General features: G+C 59.2%; 21 protein-coding genes and 1 pseudogene. 15 read left to right on the top strand and 7 right to left on the bottom strand.

Annotated features, from left to right (window positions below):
* Position 1: 1 nt before the first annotated feature.
* Positions 2-1,336 carry an ammonium transporter gene (locus tag F2S13_RS12080; protein WP_166360977.1) on the bottom strand — a complete coding sequence of 445 codons (1,335 nt, stop codon included), beginning with the start codon at positions 1,334-1,336 and terminating at the stop codon, positions 2-4.
* A gap of 34 nt (positions 1,337-1,370) precedes the next feature.
* Positions 1,371-1,709, bottom strand: a complete 339-nt coding sequence (glnK, locus tag F2S13_RS12075; protein ID WP_002555808.1) for a P-II family nitrogen regulator — start codon at positions 1,707-1,709, stop codon at positions 1,371-1,373.
* A 415-nt stretch (positions 1,710-2,124) separates the two neighbouring features.
* On the opposite strand from glnK, the gene F2S13_RS12070 reads away from it, so the two are divergent.
* The 10 genes and pseudogenes from F2S13_RS12070 (at position 2,125) to F2S13_RS12025 (ending at position 11,639) form a co-directional block, all read left to right on the top strand.
* Entirely contained in the window at positions 2,125-2,385 is a 261-nt protein-coding gene (locus F2S13_RS12070) for an accessory factor UbiK family protein (RefSeq protein ID WP_166360975.1), read from the top strand.
* Between the two features lie 90 nt (positions 2,386-2,475).
* Entirely contained in the window at positions 2,476-3,387 is a 912-nt protein-coding gene (locus F2S13_RS12065; protein ID WP_166360973.1) for a LysR family transcriptional regulator, read from the top strand.
* A gap of 550 nt (positions 3,388-3,937) precedes the next feature.
* Positions 3,938-4,381, top strand: a complete 444-nt coding sequence (locus tag F2S13_RS12060) for a TM2 domain-containing protein (RefSeq protein WP_166360971.1) — start codon at positions 3,938-3,940, stop codon at positions 4,379-4,381.
* A 66-nt stretch (positions 4,382-4,447) separates the two neighbouring features.
* Positions 4,448-4,801, top strand: a complete 354-nt coding sequence (locus F2S13_RS12055) for a hypothetical protein (protein ID WP_218583903.1) — start codon at positions 4,448-4,450, stop codon at positions 4,799-4,801.
* 177 nt (positions 4,802-4,978) lie between these two features.
* Positions 4,979-5,932, top strand: a complete 954-nt coding sequence (locus F2S13_RS12050; RefSeq protein ID WP_166360968.1) for a hypothetical protein — start codon at positions 4,979-4,981, stop codon at positions 5,930-5,932.
* A 105-nt stretch (positions 5,933-6,037) separates the two neighbouring features.
* Positions 6,038-6,151 (top strand): annotated as a pseudogene (locus F2S13_RS29405) (LysR family transcriptional regulator); the annotation flags it as partial.
* A 107-nt stretch (positions 6,152-6,258) separates the two neighbouring features.
* Positions 6,259-7,752 carry a YifB family Mg chelatase-like AAA ATPase gene (locus tag F2S13_RS12040; protein WP_166360966.1) on the top strand — a complete coding sequence of 498 codons (1,494 nt, stop codon included), beginning with the start codon at positions 6,259-6,261 and terminating at the stop codon, positions 7,750-7,752.
* Positions 7,753-7,946: 194 nt separating this feature from the next.
* The gene (locus F2S13_RS12035; RefSeq protein ID WP_166360964.1) at positions 7,947-9,308 is read left to right on the top strand and encodes an OprD family porin; all 1,362 of its coding nucleotides are present in this window, start codon (positions 7,947-7,949) and stop codon (positions 9,306-9,308) included.
* 40 nt (positions 9,309-9,348) lie between these two features.
* Positions 9,349-10,104, top strand: a complete 756-nt coding sequence (modA, locus tag F2S13_RS12030; protein WP_166360962.1) for a molybdate ABC transporter substrate-binding protein — start codon at positions 9,349-9,351, stop codon at positions 10,102-10,104.
* Between the two features lie 101 nt (positions 10,105-10,205).
* Positions 10,206-11,639 carry a mechanosensitive ion channel family protein gene (locus F2S13_RS12025; RefSeq protein WP_166360960.1) on the top strand — a complete coding sequence of 478 codons (1,434 nt, stop codon included), beginning with the start codon at positions 10,206-10,208 and terminating at the stop codon, positions 11,637-11,639.
* On the opposite strand, the gene amaA is transcribed toward F2S13_RS12025, so the two are convergent.
* Entirely contained in the window at positions 11,636-12,922 is a 1,287-nt protein-coding gene (gene amaA, locus F2S13_RS12020) for an L-pipecolate oxidase (protein WP_166360958.1), read from the bottom strand. The genes F2S13_RS12025 and amaA overlap by 4 nt on opposite strands.
* 83 nt (positions 12,923-13,005) lie before the next feature.
* Positions 13,006-14,496, bottom strand: a complete 1,491-nt coding sequence (gene amaB, locus F2S13_RS12015; protein ID WP_166360956.1) for an L-piperidine-6-carboxylate dehydrogenase — start codon at positions 14,494-14,496, stop codon at positions 13,006-13,008.
* Between the two features lie 140 nt (positions 14,497-14,636).
* On the opposite strand from amaB, the gene F2S13_RS12010 reads away from it, so the two are divergent.
* Together F2S13_RS12010 and hglS are read left to right on the top strand one after the other, a co-directional pair.
* Positions 14,637-15,566 (top strand): LysR family transcriptional regulator, encoded by a 930-nt coding sequence (locus tag F2S13_RS12010; RefSeq protein ID WP_166360954.1) that lies wholly within the window; start codon positions 14,637-14,639, stop codon positions 15,564-15,566.
* A gap of 78 nt (positions 15,567-15,644) precedes the next feature.
* The gene (gene hglS / locus F2S13_RS12005) at positions 15,645-17,045 is read left to right on the top strand and encodes a 2-oxoadipate dioxygenase/decarboxylase HglS (protein WP_166360952.1); all 1,401 of its coding nucleotides are present in this window, start codon (positions 15,645-15,647) and stop codon (positions 17,043-17,045) included.
* A 9-nt stretch (positions 17,046-17,054) separates the two neighbouring features.
* Here the strand turns inward: hglS and F2S13_RS12000 are convergent, their stop codons facing one another.
* Positions 17,055-17,975 (bottom strand): LysR substrate-binding domain-containing protein, encoded by a 921-nt coding sequence (locus F2S13_RS12000; protein WP_166360950.1) that lies wholly within the window; start codon positions 17,973-17,975, stop codon positions 17,055-17,057.
* A gap of 145 nt (positions 17,976-18,120) precedes the next feature.
* On the opposite strand from F2S13_RS12000, the gene F2S13_RS11995 reads away from it, so the two are divergent.
* Positions 18,121-19,515 (top strand): NorM family multidrug efflux MATE transporter, encoded by a 1,395-nt coding sequence (locus F2S13_RS11995; protein WP_166360948.1) that lies wholly within the window; start codon positions 18,121-18,123, stop codon positions 19,513-19,515.
* A 103-nt stretch (positions 19,516-19,618) separates the two neighbouring features.
* On the opposite strand, the gene F2S13_RS11990 is transcribed toward F2S13_RS11995, so the two are convergent.
* Entirely contained in the window at positions 19,619-21,289 is a 1,671-nt protein-coding gene (locus tag F2S13_RS11990; protein ID WP_166360946.1) for a putative bifunctional diguanylate cyclase/phosphodiesterase, read from the bottom strand.
* 264 nt (positions 21,290-21,553) lie between these two features.
* On the opposite strand from F2S13_RS11990, the gene rep reads away from it, so the two are divergent.
* Positions 21,554-23,563: a DNA helicase Rep gene (gene rep, locus F2S13_RS11985; RefSeq protein ID WP_166360944.1), complete on the top strand. Its 2,010-nt coding sequence runs from the start codon at positions 21,554-21,556 to the stop codon at positions 23,561-23,563.
* A gap of 59 nt (positions 23,564-23,622) precedes the next feature.
* Positions 23,623-24,195 carry a xanthine phosphoribosyltransferase gene (gene xpt, locus F2S13_RS11980; protein WP_166360942.1) on the top strand — a complete coding sequence of 191 codons (573 nt, stop codon included), beginning with the start codon at positions 23,623-23,625 and terminating at the stop codon, positions 24,193-24,195.
* A gap of 81 nt (positions 24,196-24,276) precedes the next feature.
* Here xpt and F2S13_RS11975 read toward each other — a convergent pair whose 3' ends face one another.
* Positions 24,277-26,196, bottom strand: coding sequence for an acetyl-CoA hydrolase/transferase family protein (locus tag F2S13_RS11975; RefSeq protein ID WP_166360940.1), 1,920 nt, complete (start codon positions 26,194-26,196; stop codon positions 24,277-24,279).
* Positions 26,197-26,200 lie beyond the last annotated feature (4 nt).

Genomic DNA, 26,200 nt, shown 5'->3' with positions numbered 1-26,200 from the left:
ATTACATGTTGTAACCACGCTCATTGTGTTGCGCCAGGTCGAGGCCAACAGCCTCCTCTTCTTCATTGATCCGCAGGCCCATGATTGCATCCAGAACCTTGAGGATGACGAAGGTAGCGATCGCCGTATAAATCACGGTGAAGCCGACACCTTTGACCTGAATCCAGACTTGTGCCGCGATGTCGGTGACGGTGCCAAATCCGCCCAAGGCAGGCGCGGCGAACACACCCGTGAGAATCGCACCCACGATACCGCCGATACCGTGTACGCCGAAGGCATCCAGGGAATCGTCATAGCCAAGCTTGCGCTTGAGGCTGGTGGCGCAGAAGTAGCAGATCACGCCGGCCAACAGACCGATCACCACAGCCCCCATCGGGCCCACGGTACCTGCTGCCGGGGTAATGGCAACCAGACCGGCGACGACACCCGAAGCGATGCCCAGGGCACTGGGTTTGCCGTGGGTCAGCCACTCGGCGAGCATCCAGCCCATGGCAGCCGCGGCAGTGGCGATCTGCGTCACCAGCATGGCCATGCCGGCAGTGCCGTTGGCAGCGGCGGCGGAACCGGCATTGAAGCCGAACCAGCCGATCCAGAGCATGGCCGCGCCCATCAGGGTGTAACCCAGGTTGTGCGGCGCCATTGGCGTGTTCGGGTAACCTTTACGCTTACCCAGTACCAGGCAGGAAACCAGGCCGGCCACACCAGCGTTGATGTGCACCACGGTGCCGCCGGCGAAGTCGAGAACGCCCCAATCCCACAGCAGGCCACCGTTGCCGGACCAGACCATATGTGCAATCGGCGCATAGACCACGGTGAACCAGATGCCCATGAAAATCAGCATCGCGGAGAACTTCATGCGTTCTGCGAAGGCACCGACGATGAGTGCCGGGGTAATGATCGCGAAGGTCATCTGGAAAGTGACGAACACCGCTTCCGGGAACAGTGCGGTTGCCGAGGTCATGCTGGCAGGGGTCACACCGTGGAGGAAGGCTTTCGAGAGACCGCCGACGAAGGAATTGAAATTGACGACACCCTGTTCCATGCCAGTGGTATCGAACGCCATGCTGTAGCCGTAGATAACCCACAGCAGGCTGATCAGACCGGTGATTGCGAAACACTGCATCATCACCGACAGCACGTTCTTGGAACGCACCATGCCGCCGTAGAACAAGGCGAGTCCGGGAATGGTCATGAACAGCACCAGGGCTGTCGAAGTCATCATCCAGGCGGTGTCGCCGGAGTTGAGAACTGGGGCTGCCGCCTCTTCTGCCATGGCCAGGCCAGGCATTATCAGGGACAAAAGGGCTCCTAGCCCTGCGAAACGACGCAGAGTCATAATTGTTTTCTCCTGGGGCGTTGGGTTTGGCGGCTTAGATTGCGTCGGTATCGGTTTCGCCGGTACGGATGCGAATAGCCTGTTCCAGATTGACTACAAAAATCTTGCCGTCACCGATCTTGCCGGTATTGGCCGCCTTGGTGATCGCCTCGATGACCCGATCCAGATCCTTGTCGTCGATGGCGACGTCGATTTTCACCTTTGGCAGGAAATCGACCACGTACTCTGCGCCACGGTACAGCTCGGTATGGCCCTTCTGCCGACCGAAGCCTTTGACTTCGGTAACGGTAATGCCCTGCACGCCGATTTCGGACAGTGACTCGCGCACGTCGTCCAGCTTGAACGGCTTGATGATGGCAGTGACTAGCTTCATGAAACTCTCTCCCGAATTGGTGGACTTGCCCCAGGAAAACAAACCCAGCCCAAGTCTAAGCGCAGCGCCTGGCTTTGTAACGCCTCGTCGATCTTGCATCCCCCGACCGACGCCAGACACTGCTCCTGTCTAATCGCTTCCCGCTCCTCCTGCACACAGTGTCAGTCGCAACGACTACAACAGTGCATGTGTCACATGAGTCTTAGCAGAAACCTTGCCATATCCAATAAATTCAGTGATTACAGAGACTTGGCTATTGATGGCTACAGGGCCGGCGCGCCAGCCGTGCCATTGCGCACAACAACGGTGCGCTACCGCTCGTCCAGATGCGCGAAAAGCGTGCAATGCAGCATAGCCTCAAGCCCCCGGAAAGCGCGTGGTACACTGGCGCCCACCTGATACTGGATACTTCATCATGCTCGCGCCCAAAGCCTTTCTCGATGCCCTGAGCGACCACGCCTCGCGCTTGTTCAGCGGCGACACCGCACAGCCTCGGGCTGAACTGGAAAGCCAGTTCAAGGCCCTCCTGCAAAGCGGTTTCAGCAAACTTGACCTGGTCAGCCGTGAAGAATTCGACAGCCAGATGGTCGTTCTGGCCCGCACACGTGCCCGCCTGGAAAGCCTGGAAGCCAAAGTCGCCGAACTTGAAGCGCGCCTGACGCCGCCCACCGAATAAACCGACTCATCGCAACATCCTCTGGACGGCGCTCCACGCGCCTTCCTAAACTGCCTTATACAAGCCACTGATGGCGTGGGGCATCTACCGATGAATCGCAATGAATTGCGCAAGGCCGACATCAACCTGATGGTGGTCTTCGAAACCCTGATGCAGGAACGCAACGTAACTCGGGCGGCGGAAAAGCTGTTTCTCGGCCAACCGACCATCAGCTCGGCACTCAATCGCCTGCGATCCATGTTCAACGACCCATTGTTGATCCGTGTCGGCCACCGCATGGAGCCCACCGCCAGGGCCGAAGAGCTGATCCGGCATCTCTCGCCGGCACTGGACGCCATGTCCGTTGCACTGAGCCTCACCCACGATTTCGACCCGAAAATCAGCACCATGACGTTTCGCATAGGCCTGTCCGATGACGTCGAATTTGGTTTATTGCCGCCCTTGCTCCGCGTCCTGCGCGAAGAAGCGCCGCACGTTGTGTTCGTGGTCCAGCATGTGGATCACTGGCGCATCCCGGATTTGCTCGCCGCCGGCGACATCACCGTCGGCATCAGCCAGACCCGTGGCCTGCCGGCCAACGCCAAGCGCAAGCTGTTGCGGCACATCTACCCTCGGGTTTTACGCGCCGACGTTTCTGACAGCCCTCTGACCCTGGATGAACTCTGTTCACGACCGCACGTACAGGTGTCGCATTCAGCCAACACCATCGGGGTGCTCGATGAATGGCTGAACGAAATGGGCCGCAAGCGCCATGTGGTGCTCTCGGTCCCGCAGTTCAGTGCCCTGCCCGCCCTGCTTGCCGGCACTGATCTGCTGGTGGCTCTGCCCGATTACACCGCCGATGCCATGGCCGCATCCGGGCATCTGTTCGCCGAGCCCTTGCCATTCGAGACCCCGACCATGGACCTGTCCATGGTCTGGCTCAGCGTCATGGATACCGACCCCGCCGAACGCTGGTTGCGCTCGCGGCTCGAAGCGCACATGAGTGACCGGACAACTTAGCTAGCAACTCAGCAAACCCTACCCGGACCTCAGCGAAGTCCAAGGTCAGCTCGCGGCCGCCGCAGGGGCGCAAAACCTGCTCATTACCAACTCAGCACTCCTAAGCAATGGACTTCATCCCGACTCAGCGAGATGCCAGAGCAGGACTGCCTTCAAAAAGTGATTTTTTGCGGGCGCTATTGAAGTGCCACTATCTCTGTGGTGAAATCAGCAAAACAGGAAGTTTTGCGGCATTTTGCCACTATCAAATCAAAGGATGAGTCTCATAGATACCCAGCCCCATGCGGCCGACCTACCCTTGTTAGATCGTAAGCATCAGACGCTATCCGACGAACACTTCCCCGTAAACGCCCCCACTTGCGCTTACGCGCAACGCCAGCTGCATGGCACCTCGGACTTAATAAAGACAAAAGCCACAACTCTTCAGCGGCGACCAATAGTTCGCGCAAGAAGATATAGCTTCAGATTTCTAGTGCTTGCTCGCCAAATCCAATTGTCGATCTAATTAAACACCCCCGCGTCAATATACAACAGTAGAAGGAAGTACTGCATGAAAGGAACAATCCTGGACTTCAATGGTGTAAGCCGCACTGGCATCATTACCGCAGATGACGGACAACGCTACACTTTTGATGTTGCGCAATGGAAGAGCAGCACCCTGCCAAAAAATGGTATAAAAGTAGACTTTTCGGCAAACAACGGAGTTGCGGAAACGATCTACCAAGAGCCCGGCACATCAGGAAGCAGTTCAAAAAAAATAACTGCCGCATTACTCGCACTATTTCTTGGCGCATTTGGGGCGCATAAGTTTTTCCTTGGTTACAACAAGCAAGGCATAATAATGTTTCTGCTGTTCATTTTCGGCTTCATACTTCTCGGTGTTCCGTCAATGATCATAGGAATTATTGCTTTTGTAGAGTTCATTATTTATTTAACAAAGTCCGACGAAGACTTTGAAAAAATCTATGTCAACTCTGCAAAGCCATGGTTCTAATCGCTTAATTCATTAAACCACACCGATAGTTACTTCGGCACGGGGGTAGGCGAACATCACCCCCGTATGACAGCTAAAAAAAAGGCAATCGCGACAATGAAATTTCGAGCACTATTAGCCATCACTGTTATTTTAGCTATATCCGGATGCGGAGACAGTAACGCCATCAAGGGCGAGTTTAAATCAGATACAATGATGATGGGTGTGAAAGTAGCCAGCGGAAAAGCTGTATTTAGCAGCAGCCATATTATAGCCAACGGAAACAAAATTGCGGTCAGCGAATGGGCCAAAGAAAATGACGTAGTTATCGCCAGAGACGAAAAAGGCATGGCGCTAGCGCAATTAAAAATAGAAGAAAATGGCGACCGCCTTGTGCAAGAAATACCAATGGGCCGAATAATCTATACCCGCATGAAATAGATAGATCCTCAATGACATTAACTGCTCTGAGTTAATGTCAAATCACTGATAGACCCGCCAGTTGACATCCAATGCTCTGCATTAGCACCCTGACAAAAATACTGAGTGCTCATAGCATCTGAGCCGTCTTTATCAAAGCACTAACAATACTATTACCACCCTGGATCTAGCCGAAAAATGAAAATCCGAAATTCAAGTTCTTTGTGCAGCATAACGCTCGCACTTACCGTGGCGTTTAGCACCGTGCTGCTTTCAGGTTGTGGCGATGAGAAAAGCGCGGCTAAGCCTGATACAAGAACTGCAGCGCAGAAAAAGGCGGATGAAGTATACAACCCGACGCCTGAGCAAAAAGCCAAGCAAGAAGCGGAGCGTCAGGCTCGAATAGATGCTAATAAACCACGCAGTGTTGAGTTTACTAATCCGGGCATCAGCGAAGATAGCAATTATACTGACATCGGCAAAATAATGGTCGCGTTCAAAATTTATAACGCCCGACGCAACTGGGAGGAAACCCCAGACGACATCGCGGACAGCAGCGCGGTGAGACTTAATTACGACGGTATCGACCGCAAACTTTTCGCCTTAGAACAAAAGAGAGATCAAACCTCTGACAGCTTTAAAAAAGCCGACATCGCTAAAGAAATGGCAGCCGTTGTGAACTCTATTTCTGAGCCTTACAAAAATGTACAGCTTGTGAAAATATCTTTTGATAGCGATACTATTAAACTTAGACCATACGACTTCACCCTAAAAGGGTTTAAGGTTAGCGAGGCATTTTTCAGTGACAAAGTTAGTTTGTCCAAGGACGACAAACAAAACACGCCTGATGACAATGACTTAAAAGGCGCGCCGTCAGACGCCGCTCTCTCTTTCACGCCGCTAGACTACTATGTTGGTTTATTCAACACCACAAATAACACTTTCATCAAGGTCGACGATGAGCAAGTCGCAAGAAAAATAGAGGCGGCGCGCAATACCGCCAAAGTGGATGTTTATGGTTTTGTCCAAAGTATTCAGCGTAAACGCGTAAACGGAGCGGACCAGAAAGACCGTTACGTTTACATCCAGCCGCAACGAATTGATATACGAGATGGGAAAACAAACGAAATTTTGTTTTCAAAAATAATTTAACCACCAAGCCCGACAAGTATCTTCTCCATGGAAAGAGCCAATATTAGTTGGTCACTTTCCATGGTTATTCTGCGTTTACGATCTTCGAGGCTGATGTACTCCACGCCTTTTGAGACACCAACCATGGACCTGTCCATGGTCTGGCTCAGCGTCATGGATACCGACCCCGCCGAACGCTGGCTGCGCTCGCGGCTCGGAGCGCATATGAGCAGCCAGTAGACCTGGCGCGCAACACCAGGACGCACAAAACCCGACTCCCCGTCATTCACGCTCCACTATGCTTGCAAGGCCGCAGGATGCGGCCCTCATGTCATCATGGAGCGATCATGTCCCTTGCCATCGTCCACAGCCGCGCCCAGGTCGGCGTGGTGGCCCCGGCCGTCACGGTCGAGGCTCACCTGGCCAATGGCTTGCCAGCGCTCACGCTGGTCGGCTTGCCCGAAGCCACGGTCAAGGAAAGCAAGGACCGGGTCCGTAGCGCGATCCTGAACTCGCGCCTGGACTTCCCCGCCCGGCGCATCACCCTCAACCTCGCCCCCGCCGACCTGCCCAAGGACGGTGGCCGCTTCGACCTGGCCATCGCCCTGGGCATACTCGCAGCCAGTGGGCAGATTCCAGCGGTGGCGCTGCAAGACGTCGAATGCCTGGGCGAACTGGCGCTCTCCGGTGCCCTGCGACCGGTCCAGGGCGTCTTGCCTGCCGCCCTTGCCGCCCGCGATGCCGGCCGCGCACTGGTGGTGCCTCGCGAGAATGCCGAAGAAGCCTGCCTGGCCTCAGGGCTGAAAGTATTTGCGGTCGAACATCTGCTGCAACTGGTCGCACATTTAAACGGTCAGGAGCCGCTCGGCCCGTACAAGTCAGAGGGCCTTATGCTGATCAGCAAACCCTACCCGGACCTCAGTGAAGTCCAGGGGCAACTCGCCGCCAAGCGAGCCTTGCTCGTCGCCGCCGCGGGGGCGCACAACCTGCTTTTCAGCGGCCCGCCGGGCACCGGCAAAACCCTCCTCGCCAGCCGCCTGCCCGGCCTGCTGCCACCATTGGACGAACGTGAAGCCCTGGAAGTCGCCGCCATTCAGTCGGTTGCCAGCCATGTGCCTTTGAACAGCTGGCCTCAGCGTCCGTTTCGCCATCCCCACCATTCCGCTTCCGGTGCCGCGCTGGTGGGTGGCGGCAGCCGTCCGCAGCCAGGCGAAATCACCCTGGCCCATCACGGCGTGCTTTTCCTCGATGAATTACCCGAGTTCGATCGCAGAGTACTGGAAGTCTTGCGCGAACCGCTGGAGTCCGGCGAGATCGTCATCGCCCGTGCCCGCGACAAGGTGCGTTTTCCGGCGCGCTTCCAATTGGTCGCAGCGATGAACCCCTGCCCCTGTGGATATCTCGGCGAACCCAGCGGTCGTTGTCGCTGCAGCAGCGACCAGATCCAACGCTATCGCAACAAACTCTCCGGCCCCTTGCTCGATCGCATCGACCTGCATTTGACCGTCGCCCGTGAAGCCACCGCATTGAATCCAGGCAAACCCGGAGGTGATAACAGCACCGATGCAGCCGCTCGCGTCGCCGAAGCACGGGAGCGACAACTCAAGCGGCAGGGTTGTGCCAATGCCTTTCTCGACCTGCCCGGCCTGCGCCAGCACTGCCGGTTATCCACAGAAGACGAGAAATGGCTCGAGATAGCCTGCGAGCGCTTGACCTTGTCACTGCGTGCAGCGCATCGCTTATTGAAAGTGGCCCGAACGCTGGCGGATCTGGAACGGGTCGAGGCGATTGGGCGGGGTCACTTGGCGGAGGCATTGCAGTATCGGCCTTCAAGCCAATAACCCTCGCGGCACGACAAAGACACCATGGAATACTTGACTTTAAAGTCAGCTTCTTTAAGGATGCACGCCGTCCAACCATTTCTGCCGCTTCTTACGCCTATCGCTATATACAAAAGTACATAGCGAAAGGTCCGCCAGCAGAAATGGGAGCCCGTCGCCAGGACAAAAAAGAAGAAACACCATGGAGTAAGACAATGAAAAAGCACCCTCTGCACTTGGCAATTGCCTTGACCGCAATCGCCCAGCAGGCCGGCGCGCAAGGCTTTATCGAAGACAGCAAGGCCAATCTGACCTTGCGCAACTTCTACATCAACACCGACAACCGTAATGGCACCGCTTCACCGAGCAAGCAAGAAGAATGGGGCCAGGGTTTCATCTTCAACTACGCCTCAGGGTTCACCCAGGGCCCCGTCGGCTTCGGTGTGGACGCGCTAGGCCTGCTCGGCGTACGCCTGGACAGCGGCGGCAAAGTCGGCAAGCCGGGCGTCGAGCGTACCCCAGGTACGGTGTTCCCGCTGGACAGCGACGGCTCTGCGGTGAATGAGTTCAGCAGCCTTGGCCTGACAGCCAAGGCCAAGGTCTCCAACACCGAATTTCGCTATGGCACCCTGCAGCCAAAATTACCCGTGGTGGTCAGCAACGACGGTCGCCTGCTGCCGGTCACGTTTCAGGGCGGCCAGGTTGCTTCCACCGACCTGAAGGATTTTTCCCTGGTTGCCGGCCAGTTGGAACATTCGAGAGGGCGTAACTCCACGGACGAGCGCAGCCTTTCCATCGCCGGAGCCAATGGCAGCAGCGCCAGTTCACGTGACAGCAACAAGTTCTACTTTGCCGGCGGCGACTACAAACTCTCCAAAGACCTGACCCTGCAGTACTACTACGGCAACCTCGACAACTTTTACCAACAGCACTTCTTCGGTCTGCTACACAACTGGGCGATCGGCCCTGGCGTCCTGAAAACCGACCTGCGCGCTTTCGACAGCAGTCCCGACGGCAAGAACGGCAACAGTGCCGGACGCGCCGAGGGCTTTGTCAGCAGTGGCTACTACGGCAACGGGGTGACCAAGGGCGAAGTCGACAACCGCGCGTACAGCGGCCTGTTCACCTATGTCGTCAGCGGTCACAGCTTCGGCGCCGGCTATCAAGTACTCAATGGCGACAGTGACTTCCCCTTCCTCAATCGCGGCGATGGCGAAGGTTCGACTGCCTATCTGATCACCGATGCGCAGATCGGCAAGTTCCAGCGTGCCGGCGAACACACCTGGCAGCTTCGCTACGGTTTTGACTTCGCCAGCATCGGCGCCCCGGGCCTGACCTTCAACACGGTCTATCTGAGCGGCGACGACATCAAGACGCCTGCCGGCGGCAAGAGTGAATGGGAGCGCGACATCTCCCTGGCCTACACCGTCCAATCGGGCACGTTCAAGGGGCTGGGCCTGGCCTGGAAGAACGCCTCGCTGCGCAGTGAATTGCCAGCCTCCGGTTCAGGCACCCCGACCCAGCGTGACCAGGACGAGAACCGTCTGATCCTGAGCTACACCTTGCCGCTGCTTTAAATCCGCACTCCTGTTCAAACCAACAATAAGGAATCAGCCCATGCGTCACTCATCCAAACTATTCGCCGCACTGCTCGCCAGTTTCGCATTGGTCACCAGCGCGCTGGCCAACGAAGTGCAAGTGGCCGTTGCCGCCAATTTCACTGCGCCGATCCAGGCCATCGCCGCAGACTTTGAAAAGGACACCGGCCACAAGCTGGTTGCCGCCTATGGTGCCACGGGGCAGTTCTATACCCAGATCAAGAACGGCGCGCCCTTCGAGGTTTTCCTCGCTGCCGATGATTCAACGCCGGCAAAATTGGAGAGCGAAGGCGACAGCGTCGTCGGCTCGCGCTTCACCTACGCCACTGGCGCCCTTGTGCTGTGGTCTGCACAGGATGGCTATGTCGATGCCAAAGGTGATGTGCTGAAGCAAAACCAGTTCAAGCACCTCGCCATCGCCAACCCGAAAGCTGCGCCCTACGGCCTGGCTGCAACTCAGGTCATGGACAAACTCAAGTTGAGCACGGCACTGGCGCCTAAATTGGTCGAAGGGCAGAGCATCACCCAAGCCTTGCAGTTCGTCTCCACAGGCAACGCCGAGCTCGGTTTCGTGGCGCTGTCACAGGTCTACAAGGACGGCAAGATCACCAGCGGCTCGGCCTGGATCGTGCCCGAGCAGCTACATGACCCGATCAAGCAGGATGCCGTGATACTAAACAAGGGCAAGGACAACCCTGCGGCCACTGCCCTGGTCGAGTATCTGCGCGGCCCGAAAGCGGCTGCGGTGATCAAGTCCTACGGCTACAAGCTGTAAGCGACAAACTCTGGAGGGATGCACTGCATCCCTCCTTGTAACCGGCTACATTTGCAGGGATTCTGAGCAGATTCGACGTCAGATCGGGACCAGAGGACGGCATGCTCACATTTATTCAAAATCACCCCTTAGTGATCGGCGCAGCCTTACTGGTGCTCGACCTGCTGGTGTGGCGGGCGATCCCGACCGAACGCAAGTCCTGGCGTATTTTTGCCAGGCTTGGCGCATTCCTGCTGTTCAGCTGGGTTTTGATCGATGCCGGCATGAGTCCACTGCAGCCCGCCCCCTGGCCCGAAGATGTCTCGAACAATCTGCTGGCCACGGTGCTGGAAATCTTCTGGTGGTTGTTTGCGGCGCGCACGCTGACGGTGGTGCTGGGGCTGATATTGATCCCGCGCACCGGGCATGCCGGGCGCTTGTTGCAGGATGTGATGGGCGCGGTGATTTTCTTGATCGCCATCGTCGCGGCGGCAGCCTATGTCATGCAGCTGCCGGTCAAGGGCCTGCTGGCGACGTCGGGGGCCATGGCGATCATTGTCGGTCTGGCCCTGCAAAGCACTCTGAGCGATGTGTTTTCCGGCATCGTGCTCAATACCACCAAGCCTTACCAGGTCGACGATGTAATCTCCATCGACGGCACCGAGGGTAAGGTGGTCGATATCGACTGGCGTTCGACGCATTTGCTGACCGGTCAGGGCAGCATGGCGGTGATTCCCAACTCGGTGGCGGCCAAGGCCAAGATTCTCAATTTCAGCCGGCCAAGCAATGTCCATGGCGTGTCGATCAGTGTTGTAGTACCGGCAAAGGTCCGGCCTCGGCGGGTCCTCGATGCCCTGGAGAAAACTCTGCAAGGCAGCACTGCCCTGCTGTCGCAACCCCAGTCCCGGGCGTCGGTGAAAAGCTCGAACGAGGAATTCGTGGAGTACGAGGCCAGCGGTTTCATTGCCTCGATGGACAGCAAGACCGAAGTGCGCAACCTGATGTTCGACCTCGCCCACCGCCACCTCGAAGCCGCTGGAGTAGTCTGGAACGCCGATGCGTCGCAAGCGCCCTGGACCCGCCCGCGTGCCCTGCTCGAAGACGTGAAAATTTTTCGTTCCCTGACTCGTGAAGAAAAAGATGCGCTTAGCCAAAGCATGACATCGGTCGAGTACCCTGCCGACCAGGTCATCCTGAAAGTCGGCGAGGTTTCGGACTACCTGCTGGTGATCGGGACGGGGGTGGTTTCCGCGAACATTCCCGACGGAACCGGGCTGATCGAGGCCGGACGCATGGGGCCGGGCGAAATTCTTGGCGTAGAAGGCATCATCGAGGGCGACAGCGCAAATGCCGAATTCCGCACCCTGACCGCCTGCATCCTCTTCCGCATCGAAAAGGATGCCGTGCGCAACTGCCTGGAGCAACGCACGGAAGTGAAAAGTGCACTGAGCAAACTACAGCACTTCCGCCAACAAGCCAGCCAGTCCCTGTTGTTGCGAAAGCCGGTCGAAATCAAGAAAGGCGGCTTTCTGAACTGGCTGCACAAGAAGAGCTAGAGAACTACCCGCAGGCACTGCCCTGCGTGATACAGGGAAAAGCCGGTTTCGTAGAGCCCGGCGCGCAACGCCGCTGCCGCCACCGGTTTCATCGGGGAGAACGGAATCGGCAGCCCATCGGGGTTGTCTTCGATCAGGTACTGGGCAAAGGCTTTGCCAATGACCGTGCCGGTCGTGTTGCCGCGCCCGTTATAGCCGGTCACGGCGACAATGCCAGGCGCCGGTTCGAACAAACGCATGAGGTGATCAGGTGTGAAGTCGATGCAACCGGTCCAGTGCATTTCCCAGTCGACTTTCCCCAGTTGCGGAAAATAGTGGCTCTGGATCCGGTCCGCCCAACTACGGATGAACCAGCTCGGCTTGTTATCCACCCGCCCCATGCTGCCCAACAGCAGACGGCCCTGGTTGTCACGACGAATGCTGCTCAAGACAGTGCGCGTGTCCCAGGAGCCCTGGCCGTGCTTGAGGACGCTATCGGCTGCGGCCCCCGTCAAGGGCGCCGATGCGACCTGGTAGTAGTAACCACGGAAGAAATGCTTCTGCAGGTCGGTCCAGTCGCCTTCGGTGTAGGCACCGGTGGAAATCACCACCTTGTCGGCACTCACCGATCCCTTGGCGGTGTTCACCCGCCAGCCACTGCCCTGGCGCTCCAGCCCTTGTACGGCAGAATGCTGATAGATTTGCCCACCCAGCCGCGTAACGGCTGCCGCAAGACCCAGGGTATAGCCCATCGGGTTGATGGTCCCGGCACGGCGGTCGAGCAAGGCTGTAGAAATTTTGTCGGTACCGCAGTACTCCTGGCAGAGTGCACCGCTGAGCATTTCGACATCGGCACCGCGCCGGGTCCATTGCTCGTGGCGCGCTTGCAGGTCGGCGACGCCCGTGGCGTTGTGCGCCATGTGCAGCGTGCCTTCGTTGCGGGCCTGACAGTCGATGTCGTACTTCTTGATCATGGCGAAGACTTCGGCAGGTGCCTCGCCCAGCACCTTGTTCAGGCGACCGCCCCGCTGCTGGCCAAGGGTAGCCTCGACATCGTCGGGGCGAATCCAGGTGCCGGCGTTGACCAGCCCGACGTTACGCCCTGAACCGCCGTGCCCCAATTGCCAGGCCTCGAGCAGGACAACGCGTTTGCCCTGTTCCAGCAGATGGATCGCGGCAGACAAACCGGTGATACCACCACCGATGACGCAGACATCCGCCTTGACATCACTGGCCAGCGCGACGGCGGTTGGCGCTTGTGGTGTCACGTATTCCCACAGACATTCTTGACGCAGTTCAGTCATGACCCAGATGGCTCCGTATGTATGCCTGCTTCGACGGTGGCGCCTTCATCGCGGGCAAGCCCGCGATGAAGCCAACCCGATCCTCAGTCGAACACAATCCCCTGCGCCAACGGCAACTCACGGGAATAGTTCACAGTGTTGGTCTGCCGACGCATGTAAGCCTTCCACGAATCGGAACCCGACTCGCGACCACCACCCGTTTCTTTTTCGCCACCGAAAGCACCACCGATTTCCGCACCGCTGGTGCCGATGTTGACGTTGGCGATGCCGCAGTCACTGCCCGCTGCACTCTGGAAGCGCTCGGCTTCGCGCAGGTCGGTGGTGAAGATGCACGAAGACAGACCTTGCGGCACTTCGTTGTTCAGGCGCAGGGCCTCCTCGAACGAATCGTAGGTCAGCACGTACAGGATCGGCGCGAAGGTTTCATGGCAAACCACAGCGCTCTGGGCAGGCATTTCCACAATGGCCGGGGCCACGTAGTAGGCATTCGGATATTTGTCCTGCAACTGGCGCTCACCGCCGAACACGCTGCCGCCTTCGTCGCGGGCACGGGCCAGGGCGTCCTGCATGGCCTGGAACGCCTGCTTGTCGATCAGCGGCCCGACCAGGTTGTCCTGACGCGGATCACCAATACGCACCTTGGCGTAAGCGGCTTTGACACGAGCGACCACTTCATCCTTGACCGAGCGATGCACGATCAAACGGCGCAGGGTGGTGCAACGCTGGCCAGCCGTACCGACGGCGCTGAACAGAATGCCGCGCACAGCCAGGTCCAGATCGGCGCTCGGGGCCAGGATCATGGCGTTGTTGCCACCCAGTTCCAGAATGCTGCGACCGAATCGCGCGGCTACCCGAGGGCCTACTTCGCGGCCCATGCGGGTGCTGCCGGTGGCGCTGATCAAGGGCACGCGCGGGTCATCAACCAGGGCCTGGCCGGCGTCACGGTCGCCGATGATCAATTGGCTCAGCCCTTGTGGCGCATCGCCAAAAGCTTGCAAGGCTTTCTCGAACAGTGCCTGGCAGGCCAGGGCGGTCAGCGGTGTTTTTTCCGAAGGCTTCCAGATCACGGCGTTGCCGCAAACGAGGGCCAGAGTCGTGTTCCAGGCCCAGACCGCGACCGGGAAGTTGAAAGCACTGATCACCCCGACGACACCCAGCGGGTGCCAGGTTTCACGCATGTGGTGGCCCGGACGTTCCGAGGCGATGGTCAAACCATAGAGCTGGCGTGACAGACCGACCGCGAAGTCGCAGATATCGATCATTTCCTGCACTTCACCCAGGCCTTCCTGGGTGATCTTGCCGGCTTCGATGGAAACCAGCTCACCCAGCTGGGCCTTGTGCTGGCGCAGGACTTCGCCAAACAAGCGAATCAACTCACCGCGACGCGGCGCCGGCACGTTGCGCCAGGCCTGAAAGGCATTCTCGGCTACGTCGATCTTGCCCAGTACTTCAGCCTTGCCTTCGAGGGTGACCGCGGCAATCGCGCTGCCATCGATGGGGGTGTGAACGGGATGGTTGCCGTGGGTATAGGCGCTGGCCGGAACACCCAGGCTTTGAAGCAGTCCATCAACCATTTTCTTCTCCTGCATCTGATGAGTGGTTGAAATCAGTGATAAGGATCAGTATTAATCCGATCACACTGGCGCAACAAACGACCTTTATTCAGCACATCATTCCGTCAGGTAATGATTTAGCCCCGCACACCGAGATCAATATGTCCAAACGCCTGGTGCCATCGATGGCCGCCCTGCAGTGCTTCGAAGCCGCCGCCCGGCATTTGAGCTTCACCCGTGCCGCCGAAGAGCTGCACCTGACACAGAGCGCGGTGAGCAAGCAGGTCGCGCAACTGGAAGAGATGCTTCGCCATCATCTGTTCTTGCGCATCCGGCGGCGCTTGCAATTGACGCCGGCGGGCTCGCTGTATCTCACCGAGGTGAACAAGATTCTCACCCAAGTGGATATGTCGAGTCGTTACATCATGTCCTATGGCGAAGAAACCGAGGTGCTCAAGGTCGCCACCCAGCCAAGCTTTGGCGTGCGCTGGCTGATTCCCCACCTCAAGGGCTTCGGCAAGAAACACCCGAATATCCACCTCGACATCCGCAATGAGCTGGAGCCGTTCGCCTTGCTGCAAGCCAAGGCAGACGTGGTGTTCTTCTTCGGCCAGGGCACGTGGCCGGGAGCAACCTGCATCGAGCTGTTCGGTGAAGATGTGATTCCCGTCTGCGCCCCTGAGCTGCTGCAAGGTCAGCCACTGAAGAGCGCGGAAGACCTGGCCGAGAAAGTATTGCTGCAAAGCACCTCCCGGCCCGAAGCCTGGCATGAATGGTTTCTCGAGCAGGGCCTGCACTCGCAACACAGCTACCACGGCCCGCGCTTCGATACCTTTTACATGTGCCTGAGCGCGGCCCAGGCCGGCTGCGGCGTGGCCCTGGTGCCGCGTTACCTGGTCGAGAACGAACTGGCCGAAGGCAAGTTGATCATTCCCTGGAATCACGCCATGCGCAGCGCGGGCTCGCACTTCCTGGCCTTTTCCGAGCACTCGGCGGAAGTCCCCAAGGTTCGCAGCCTGGTCGACTGGATACGGAAGGAAGTCGCAGATTCCTCCCAGACCCATGCGGTACATTCAGAAAATATGGAATAACCCGTCGACTTTTTTTCGCTTGCAAGCCCCCGGCATTCCTCGCTTTCATAATGGTGTTCATCCGCCAGGAGTTTCTCGATGCCCGCTCAAGAGTTCGTCAGCCCCGACAGCATTCGCGCCCAGTTCTCGGCAGCCATGTCGACGATGTACAAACTGGAAGTGCCGTTGTACGGAACCCTGCTGGAGCTGGTCGGCGAGATCAACCAGGGTGTCATGGACCAGTACCCCGCGATTGCTGAAACCCTGCACCGGACCGGCGAGATCCAGCGCCTGGACCAGGAACGCCATGGCGCCATTCGCGTAGGCACCGCCGCAGAGCTGGCCACCATCGGCCGCCTGTTTGCGGTCATGGGCATGCAACCAGTGGGCTATTACGACCTGACGCCCGCCGGTGTACCGGTGCACTCCACAGCATTTCGCGCCATCCATGAGCAGGCCCTGCAAGTCAGTCCGTTTCGCGTGTTCACCTCGTTGCTGCGCCTGGAGCTGATCGACAACCCGGCATTGCGAGAACTGGCCCGGACGATTCTGGCCAAGCGGCAGATCTTTACCCCGCGCGCCATGCAACTGATCGAACAATGCGAACAACAAGGCGGCCTGAACGAACGGGATGCCGCCGACTTCGTCGAACAAGCCCTGGAAACCTTCCGCTGGCACGGCCAGGCGACGGTCACCCGCGATGAATATCGACAACTGCATGACCAGCATCGACTGATCGCCGATGTCGTGGCCTTCAAGGGCCCCCATATCAATCACTTGACCCCGCGCACCCTGGACATCGACGCGATCCAGGCCAGCATGCCGGCCAAGGGCATCCCGCCCAAGGCCGTAATCGAAGGGCCGCCACCGCGCAAAAACCCCATACTGCTGCGCCAGACCAGCTTCAAGGCGCTTCAGGAAAAGGTCGCCTTCACCGATCAGCGCAACGACGCCGACGGCAGCCACACCGCGCGTTTCGGTGAGATCGAGCAGCGCGGCGCCGCGCTGACAGCCAAGGGCCGGGCGCTGTATGACCAACTCCTCAACGAGGCCCGCGATGCACTCGGCGGCGTACCTGCCGAGGCCAACGCTACGCGCTACATGGCACTGCTGGCGGAGCGGTTCGAAGCCTTTCCCGACGACCTTGCCCAGATGCGTGAGCAAGGCCTGGCCTACTTTCGCTATTTCGCTACCGACAAAGGCCTGGCCGCCCGCGGTGACGAAACCCGGCCTGCATCACTGCCGGCATTGATCGAGGCAGGCCATGTGCGTTTTGAGGCACTGGTTTACGAGGATTTCCTGCCGGTCAGCGCTGCCGGGATCTTCCAGTCGAACCTGGGCGATGATGCGCAAAGCCACTATGGCAACAACGCCAATCAGGCGGCGTTCCAACAGGCACTCGGGCGCCCGGTGCTGGATGAGCTGGCGCTGTATGCCGAGACGCAACGGCGCTCCTTGCAAATCTGTGCGGCCGCGCTGGGCCTGCCCGACCTGGCGTAACTCACCGGCTCAGCGTAGCGTCGTAACCTGCGGCAACTGCATGGCCTGAACCTCACCCTGCAGAAAAACACTCAATCGCCGCAGGCGCTCACCGCCCGGGCGCGTCCGCGGCCAGACCAGGTAGTAGTCCAGGCCGCTGGCCACGGCGGTGGGCCAAGGCAGGCTCAGGCGCCCACTGGCCACATCCTCGGCCACCATCAACAAATCGCCCATCGATACCCCGTAGCCTCGCGCAGCCGCGATCATGCCCAGCTCCAGCGTATCGAAAACCTGCCCGCCCTTGAGCGAGACCTGCTCCGAGAGATTCATGCGTTCCAGCCAACTGCGCCAGTCGCGCCGGTCCGGCGTCGGGTGCAACAATTCGGTGCTGGCGAGCCTTTCCACATCCCAGGGCTGGTCGTTGAGCAGATTGGGGGCGCCCACCGGTATCAGCAGCTCAGGAAACAGCAATGTCGCCTCCCAGTCCGGCGGGAAGTGGCCATCGCTGAGCAAAACCGCACAGTCGAAGGGCTCGTGATTGAAATCGACATTATCGACATCCATCCAGGCACTGGTGAGCTGCACCTCGTTGCCGGCCTGCAGATGACGAAAGCGGCTCAGGCGCGCCAACAGCCAGCGCATGGTCAGTGTCGAAGGCGCTTTCATGCGTAGGATGTCATCGTCGCTGCGCAGGGTACTGCAAGCCCGCTCCAGCGCGGCAAAGCCTTCGCGCACGCCCGGCAACAACAGGCGCGCGGCCTCGCTCAACTGCAGATTGCGGCCATTGCGCTGAAACAGTCGACAGGCAAAGTGCTCTTCGAGCGTACGGATATGCCGACTGACCGCACTTTGGGTAATCGATAGCTCTTCGGCAGCGCGGGTAAACGAGCTGTGCCTGGCAGCAGCCTCGAATGCTCTGAGGGCATACAGGGGCGGTAGTCGACGGGACATGAGGGACCTTTCCTCTTTTGATGAGGGAAATTTTACTACCATGAGTTTTACTCATGCGAGCAATCGTTTTTATCCTTTTGTGCAAATGCCCGCAAACCCCGAAAATCCACGCTCCAACAACGGTTTCCAAGCGAGCCTAAATCTCATGCACTCTGCAGCACGTAGCGAACTCTGGGCCCTTCTGCGGTTGGCCGGGCCGCTGATTGCCTCCCAGCTGGCGCACATGCTGATGGTACTGACCGACACCATGATGATGGCTCGCATCAGTCCCGAGGCCCTGGCCGGTGGCGGTTTGGGCGCGGCCAGTTACTCGTTTGTATCGATCTTTTGTCTTGGCGTGATCGCTGCGGTCGGCACGCTGGTGTCCATTCGCAAGGGCGCAGGCGATGTCGTCGGCGCCACGCGTTTGACCCAGGCAGGTTTGTGGCTGTCCTGGATCATGGCCGGGGTCGCCGCCCTGACATTGTGGAACCTCTCCCCCCTCTTGCTCATGCTGGGGCAGACACCCGGCAACGTCGAAGCTGCCGGTCAGTTCCTGTTGCTGCTGCCATTGGCCCTGCCCGGCTACCTGAGCTTCATGGCCTTGCGTGGCTTTACCAGCGCATTGGGACGTACCAGCCCGATCATGGTCATCAGCCTGGGCGGGACCGTTGCCAACTTCTTGCTCAACTATGCGCTGATCGAAGGCCTGTTCGGCCTGCCCAAACTGGGCCTGGTGGGCATCGGCCTGGTGACGGCCATTGTCGCCAACTGCATGGCGCTGCTGTTGGCCTGGCACATCCGCCGCCATCACGCCTACGCGGCCTACCCTATTCGTCGGGGCTTGTCCCGCCCCTGCATGCCGGCTTTGCGTGAACTGTGGCGCCTCGGCCTGCCCATTGGCGGCACCTATGCCGTGGAGGTCGGCCTGTTCGCCTTCGCCGCGCTGTGCATGGGCAACATGGGCAGCACCCAGCTGGGTGCGCATCAAATTGCCCTGCAGATCGTCTCGGTGGCCTTCATGATCCCTGCCGGGCTGTCCTATGCAGTGACCATGCGCATTGGCCAGCACTACGGCGGCGGTCATCTGATCGCCGCGCGACGGGCCGGACGGATAGGCATCGGCTTCGGGGCCGCGACCATGCTGGCGTTTGCCGTGTTGTTCTGGTTCGCTCCAAACGAATTGGTCGGCCTGTTCCTGAACCAGCACGATCCGAAATTCCACGACGTCATTCAACTGGCTGTAAAGCTGTTGGCAGTGGCGGCCTGGTTCGAGCTGTTCGATGGCACCCAGACCATCGCCATGGGCGCCATACGCGGGCTCAAGGATGCCAAGACCACCTTCCTGGTCGGGTTGGGCTGCTACTGGCTGATCGGCGCACCCGCGGCCTGGTTCATGGCGTTCAACCTCGAGGGCGGTGCGGTCGGGATTTGGTGGGGATTGGCACTGGGGCTGGCTTGCGCGGCGGTCGGGTTGACGCTGGCGTTTGAATGGCGGATGAGGCGGATGATTGGGGGAACGTTGGTCGGAGCTCTCCGTGTTACACCGGAGTCCGCGTAACGGCTGATCGCGGGCAAGCCCGCTCCCACAGAGAATTGGTGTGCGCCGCAACCCCCCTGTGGGAGCTGGCTTGCCAGCGATAAGGGCCAAAGGCCCTTCAAAATCAACCCGCAGTCTGCACAGCCTGCTGCGACATCCCGAGCATCAAAAAATCCACCAGCTGCGCCAACGGCAGCGGCTTGCTGATCAGATACCCCTGCACCTGATCACACCCGAAACTGCGCAACAAGGCCAACTGCTCCGGCGTTTCCACCCCTTCGGCGACCACCTCCAGGTTGAGGTTGTGCGCCAGGTTGATCATGGCATGCACCAGCTTGCGATTTTCGTCGCGTGGCTCCATGCCACCGACAAAGCTGCGGTCGACCTTGAGCAAGGTGATCGGCAGGCTGTTGAGGTGCACGAACGAAGAGAACCCGGTGCCGAAATCGTCGAGGGAAAAACGCACGCCCAGGCGCCCGAGAGCGTCCATGGTCTGTTTGACCAGGTCATTGCGGCGCATCACTGCGGTTTCGGTCAGTTCGAACTCCAGCCACTGGGCATCGACACCATGCTCGACGATCAATCGGCTCAAGGTCGTCAGCAACTGGCTGTCCTGAAACTGCCGGAACGACAGATTGACCGCCATGTGCAGCGCCGGCAGCCCCTGCTCGCGCAGCGCCTGCATATCGCGCAAGGCGCGGGAGATCACCCAATAGCCCAGCGGCACGATCAGGCCGCTCTGCTCGGCCAGCGGCACGAACTCACTTGGCGGCAGCAAGCCGCGCTCGTTGTGTCGCCAGCGCACCAACGCCTCGAGGCCGACGATCTGGCCGTCTTTCAGGTTCATCCGGGGCTGATAATGCAGCTCCAGCTCATCGCGGCGCAGGGCCCGGCGCAGCTCGCTTTCGAGGTCGGCGAGGCTGCGCGCATGACGATTGATGCGCTCATTGAAGATGTGAAAGGTGCAGCCCTGAGTGCTCTTGGCCTGTTGCATGGCGATGTGTGCGTGCCACATCAAGGGATCGGCGCCGCCCTGAGTCCGTGCATGGGCCACGCCCAGGCTGCAGCCGATCAGCAGGCTTTCGCCATCGATCCAATAGGGTTCGGCCATGGCCTCGGTAATTCGCTCGGCCAATCGCTCGGCCCGTTGCGAATCACGCAGGGTGTCGATCAGCAGGGCAAACTCGTCGCTGCCCAGGCGCGCCAACTGGTCCCCGGCCTCGAGCTCACCCTTCAAACGCCCCACCACTTGCAGAATCAGCCGATCTCCGGCCTGGTGGCCCAATGCGTCATTGGCATGGCGAAAGTTGTCCAGGTCGAGGTGACCGAGCGCCACGCCGCGCCCTTCGTGCTCGGCCAGGCGCGCGGTCAGCAAGGTCTGGAAGCCCTGCCTGTTGGCAATGCCGGTCAGAGGGTCCTGTTCGGCCAGGCGCTGCAAGGTCGTCTCCAGCACCCCACGCTCACGCACATGCCGCAGGCAGCGGCGCAAGGTATCGACGTTCAGGGATTCGCGCACCAGCCAGTCGCTGACGCCAAGCGGAACCTGGACCGGCTCCTGCTCGAGCAGCATCACCATCGGCAGATCACAACGACCTGGCGCCGGTTGCAGCTCAGGGGTGGTCAGCAGAACAGCCGAGCGGTCCGCTGCGAACAGATTGCTGACCGCTTCCCAGTTCGGGGCACTGATCAGCACCGCCGCTCCCGCCAATGGAACCAGGCACTCGCGCAATACCGCCGTCCACTCGGGCTCATCGGCCAGAAGCAGCAAACGCAAGGGTTCAACAGGCGTGGACAAGCTTGCTCCTTAGGACATCTTCATAGTCAGTGGCGGTTTGGCATCGGGATGGCCCATGAAAAATCATCGAGACGAATGATTTTCAATAATACCCATACCGCTCAAATCCCGGTCAGCAAATGCGATTTCGCTGCGCATCCTGCGTGAAAGTAACAAAACCGGCAAATTTAGATAGAGGGACACGTCACAGTGTCAGACGGTCGCGGCATATTCTTCGGACCCTGCTAAAATGCCCGGCCATTTTTCAAGCGACCCTTTTCCGTCATGTCCCGACTCAATCCCCGGCAACAAGAAGCCGTGAACTACGTCGGCGGCCCACTTTTGGTGCTCGCCGGTGCTGGCTCCGGCAAGACCAGCGTAATCACCCGTAAAATCGCCCATCTGATCCAGAACTGCGGCATTCGTGCGCAGTACATCGTCGCCATGACCTTTACCAACAAGGCGGCGCGGGAGATGAAAGAGCGGGTTGGCACGCTGCTGCGCGGTGGCGAGGGGCGCGGCCTGACGGTGTCGACTTTCCACAACCTGGGCCTGAACATCATTCGCAAGGAACACGTGCGATTGGGCTACAAGCCGGGCTTTTCGATTTTCGACGAAACCGATGTCAAAGCCCTGATGACTGACATCATGCAGAAGGAATACTCGGGCGACGACGGCGTCGACGAGATCAAGAACATGATCGGCGCCTGGAAGAATGACCTGGTCCTGCCGGCCGAAGCCCTGGAAAACGCCCGCAACCCCAAGGAACAGACCGCCGCGATCGTCTATACCCACTACCAGCGCACGCTCAAGGCGTTCAACGCGGTGGACTTCGACGACCTGATCCTGTTGCCGGTGAAGCTGTTCCAGGAACACGGCGACATCCTTGAAAAATGGCAGAACAAGGTTCGCTACCTGCTGGTGGACGAATACCAGGACACCAACGCCAGCCAGTACCTGTTGGTGAAATTGCTGATCGGCACACGCAACCAGTTCACCGTGGTAGGCGACGATGACCAGTCGATCTACGCCTGGCGGGGCGCCCGTCCGGAAAACCTGATGCTGCTCAAGGAAGACTACCCCTCCTTGAAAGTGGTGATGCTCGAGCAGAACTACCGCTCCACCAGCCGCATCCTGCGCTGCGCCAACGTGCTGATTTCGAACAACCCGCACGCATTCGAGAAGCAACTCTGGAGCGAGATGGGTCACGGCGACGAAATCCGCGTGATTCGCTGCCGCAATGAAGATGCCGAGGCCGAGCGCGTGGCGATGGAAATCCTCAGCCTGCACCTGCGTACCGACCGCCCCTACAGCGATTTTGCCATCCTCTATCGCGGCAACTACCAGGCCAAGCTGATCGAGTTGAAGCTGCAGCACCACCAGGTGCCGTACCGACTCTCCGGCGGCAACAGTTTCTTCGGCCGCCAGGAGGTCAAGGACCTGATGGCCTACTTCCGCCTGCTGGTGAACCCGGATGACGATAACGCCTTCCTGCGGGTCATCAACGTGCCGCGCCGGGAAATCGGCTCGACCACGCTGGAGAAACTGGGCAATTACGCCACCGAGCGCAAGGTCTCGATGTACGCCGCCACCGACGAGCTGGGCCTGGGCGAGCATCTGGACAGCCGCTTCACCGACCGCCTGCAGCGTTTCAAGCGCTGGATGGACGGGGTGCGCCAACAGGTCGCCCAGGACGATCCGATCGGCGCCCTGCGCAGCATGGTCATGGACATCGACTACGAGAACTGGATTCGCACCAACAGTTCCAGCGACAAGGCTGCCGATTACCGCATGGGCAACGTCTGGTTCCTGATCGAGGCGCTGAAGAACACCCTGGAAAAAGACGAAGATGGCAACATGACCATCGAAGAAGCCATCGGCAAGCTGGTATTGCGCGATATGCTTGAACGTCAGCAGGAAGAGGAAGATGGTGCCGAAGGCGTGCAAATGATGACCTTGCATGCCTCCAAGGGCCTGGAGTTCCCCTATGTGTTCATCATGGGCATGGAGGAAGAGATTCTCCCGCACCGTTCCAGTATCGAGGCCGATACCATCGAAGAGGAACGCCGGTTGGCCTATGTCGGGATCACCCGGGCGCGCCAGACCCTGGCATTCACCTTCGCCGCCAAGCGCAAGCAATACGGCGAAATCATCGAGTGCGCACCGAGCCGCTTCCTCGATGAGTTGCCGCCGGACGATCTGGCCTGGGAAGGTAACGACGACACACCGACGGAAGTTAAGGCCGTACGCGGCAACAATGCACTGGCGGACATACGCGCCATGCTCAAACGCTAATAATTCAACCCGGCCTCGACCCCTGTGTCGGGGCCCTTTGGCTACATTGAGGAACCGCCGTGGAAGCACTGCACAAGAAGATTCGCGAAGAAGGCATCGTGCTTTCCGATCAAGTCCTGAAGGTTGACGCCTTTCTCAACCACCAGATCGACCCTGCGCTGATGCAACTGATTGGTGACGAGTTCGCCCGTCTGTTCGCCGACTCTGGTGTTACCAAGATCGTCACCATCGAAGCCTCAGGAATCGCTCCGGCGATCATGACCGGTCTGAAACTGGGTGTTCCGGTGATCTTCGCCCGCAAGCACCAGTCCCTGACCCTGACTGAAAACCTGCTGACCGCGTCGGTCTACTCCTTCACCAAGCAGACCGAAAGCACCGTGGCGATTTCCCCACGGCACCTGAACAGCAGCGACCGCGTATTGGTCATCGATGACTTCCTGGCCAACGGCAAGGCGTCCCAGGCCCTGATTTCGATCATCAAGCAAGCCGGCGCCAGCGTCGCGGGCCTGGGTATCGTTATCGAGAAGTCATTCCAGGGTGGGCGTGCCGAGCTGGATTCGCAGGGGTATCGAGTTGAATCTCTGGCTCGGGTGAAGTCATTGGCCGGTGGTGTGGTTACCTTCATCGAGTAATCGGCCTCAGGACCTCATCGCTGGCAAGCCAGCTCCCACAGAGGTTCGCAGTGCCCCCTGTGGGCTTGCCAGCGATAGCCATCACGCGGTTGCTTGCAGACCTGCCAGCAACAACCGCTGATACAGCTCCTCCTTCACCCCCTGCGGCTGCTCCAGCCGCATGCGCGCCAGCTGCGCCGGGAACGCCGAAGGCTCCGGCGCATCGAGCGCCGCCTTGCCCAGCTCGAAAATCTCGCTGAGCTTGAACTTGCTCTTGATCCAGTTCAGCGCACGCAACAAGTCCTGCTCCTCGCTACTGAAATCACACCCCAGCGGGTATTCCGAGAACAATCGCGAATGCCGCGCCTGAATCGCTTGCAAGCGCTGCGGCGTATTCTCGGTAAAACGCGGATCGAGGATGAAGTCCTGGGGTAACTTGCCGACTTTTTGCGCCTGCTCGATCAGGCCCTGCTGGAAGCGCGAGTCACTGATATTGAGCAACGCCTCGATCACTTTCGCGTCGGTCTTGCCGCGCAGATCAGCGATGCCGTATTCGGTGACTACTATGTCGCGCAGGTGCCGTGGGATGGTGCAATGGCCGTATTCCCACACCACATTGGAACTGACTACGCCAGCAGACTCGCGCCAGCTACGCAGGATCAGGATCGACCGCGCGCCCTCCAGTGCATGTCCCTGTGCGACAAAGTTGTACTGCCCGCCAACACCGCTGAGCACCCTGCCATCTTCCAGCTGGTCCGCCACCCCGGCACCGAGCAACGTCACGGTGAATGCGCTGTTGATAAAGCGTGCATCGCGCCGTTGCAGGCGTTTGAGGGCTTCCTGCCCGTACAACTCGTTGATGTAGCTGATGGCGGTCATGTTGAAGGTGTCGAGCGTGCTGCTCGGCAGTTCGCGCAAGCGCTGGTAGAAGCTTTGTGGACCGAGGAAGAAACCACCGTGAACCAACACCCCATCCGTTTGTGCCGCTTCGTCGAGTAAACCGGAATTGGCAAGCCTTTGACGGGCCTCATCGGGATAAACCTTGCGCCGCACTACTCCTGCGTCGACCAAAGCCAACAAGCCGTTGACGAACATCTCGCTGCAGCCGTAAAGACCTTGGGCAAAAGGCAATTGCCCGCCTTCCCGTTCGATGAGTTGCTGCCAGGGTGTCAGGTCGAGATCGGCCAAAAGCGCGCGATAAGCAGGGTTTTCGCTTTCCCGGGCAAGCAACGCCGCAGTCAGGGCATCACCCATCGCACCAATACCGATCTGCAAAGTACCGCCATCGCGCACCAGGGTGCTGGCATGCAAGCCAATGAAGTGATCCTGGAAACTCACCGGCATGTTCGGTGTGGAAAACAGACGCCGGTGCTCCACCTCGTCGATGAGCAGGTCGAACAGGCCGCTGTCGACCTCGGCATCGCCAGGCATCACCGGCAGTTCGGCATGCACCTGACCCAGCATCAGGATGGTTTCGCCGGCGGCGCGCCGCTTGGCAATCATGGGCAGCAGGTCAAGGGTAATGTCGGGATTGCAACTCAAACTGAGGCGGTCGGCCTGCCCCGGTGCCTTCGCGACCAGTTGCGCCACCAGATTCAGGCCATTGGCATTGATATCGCGGGCAGCGTGACTGTAATTGCTGCTGACATAATCCTGCTGAGTGCACTGGCTGTTGAGCAGACTGCCCGGTTGCAGGAAAAACTGCTCGACATGGATATTCTCCGGCAGGCTGTCGCGATGCAGGTCCGCCAGATAGTCGAGCTCTTCATAGTCAGCGAAGACCCGCTCGATGAAAGGTTCGAGAAAACGCCGTTGCAAGCCGTCGCCCAGCGGCGGGCGCCCCAGGCTCAACGCTGTGTAGATGGTCAGGCGGCGCTCGGGCAGCTGTTTTATTCGCGTGTAAAGCGCATTGACGAAGCGATTCGGCTTGCCCAGGCCCAGCGGCAAACCCATGTGGATGTGTGCGGGCAAGCGCGCCAGCACCTGGTCCACGGCATGTTCGATCGAACAATATTGCGGCATCAGC

This window comes from Pseudomonas akapageensis, assembly GCF_011355085.1.
GTDB classification, from domain to species: domain Bacteria; phylum Pseudomonadota; class Gammaproteobacteria; order Pseudomonadales; family Pseudomonadaceae; genus Aquipseudomonas; species Aquipseudomonas akapageensis.
This window is presented reverse-complemented; position numbering and strand designations above follow the sequence as displayed.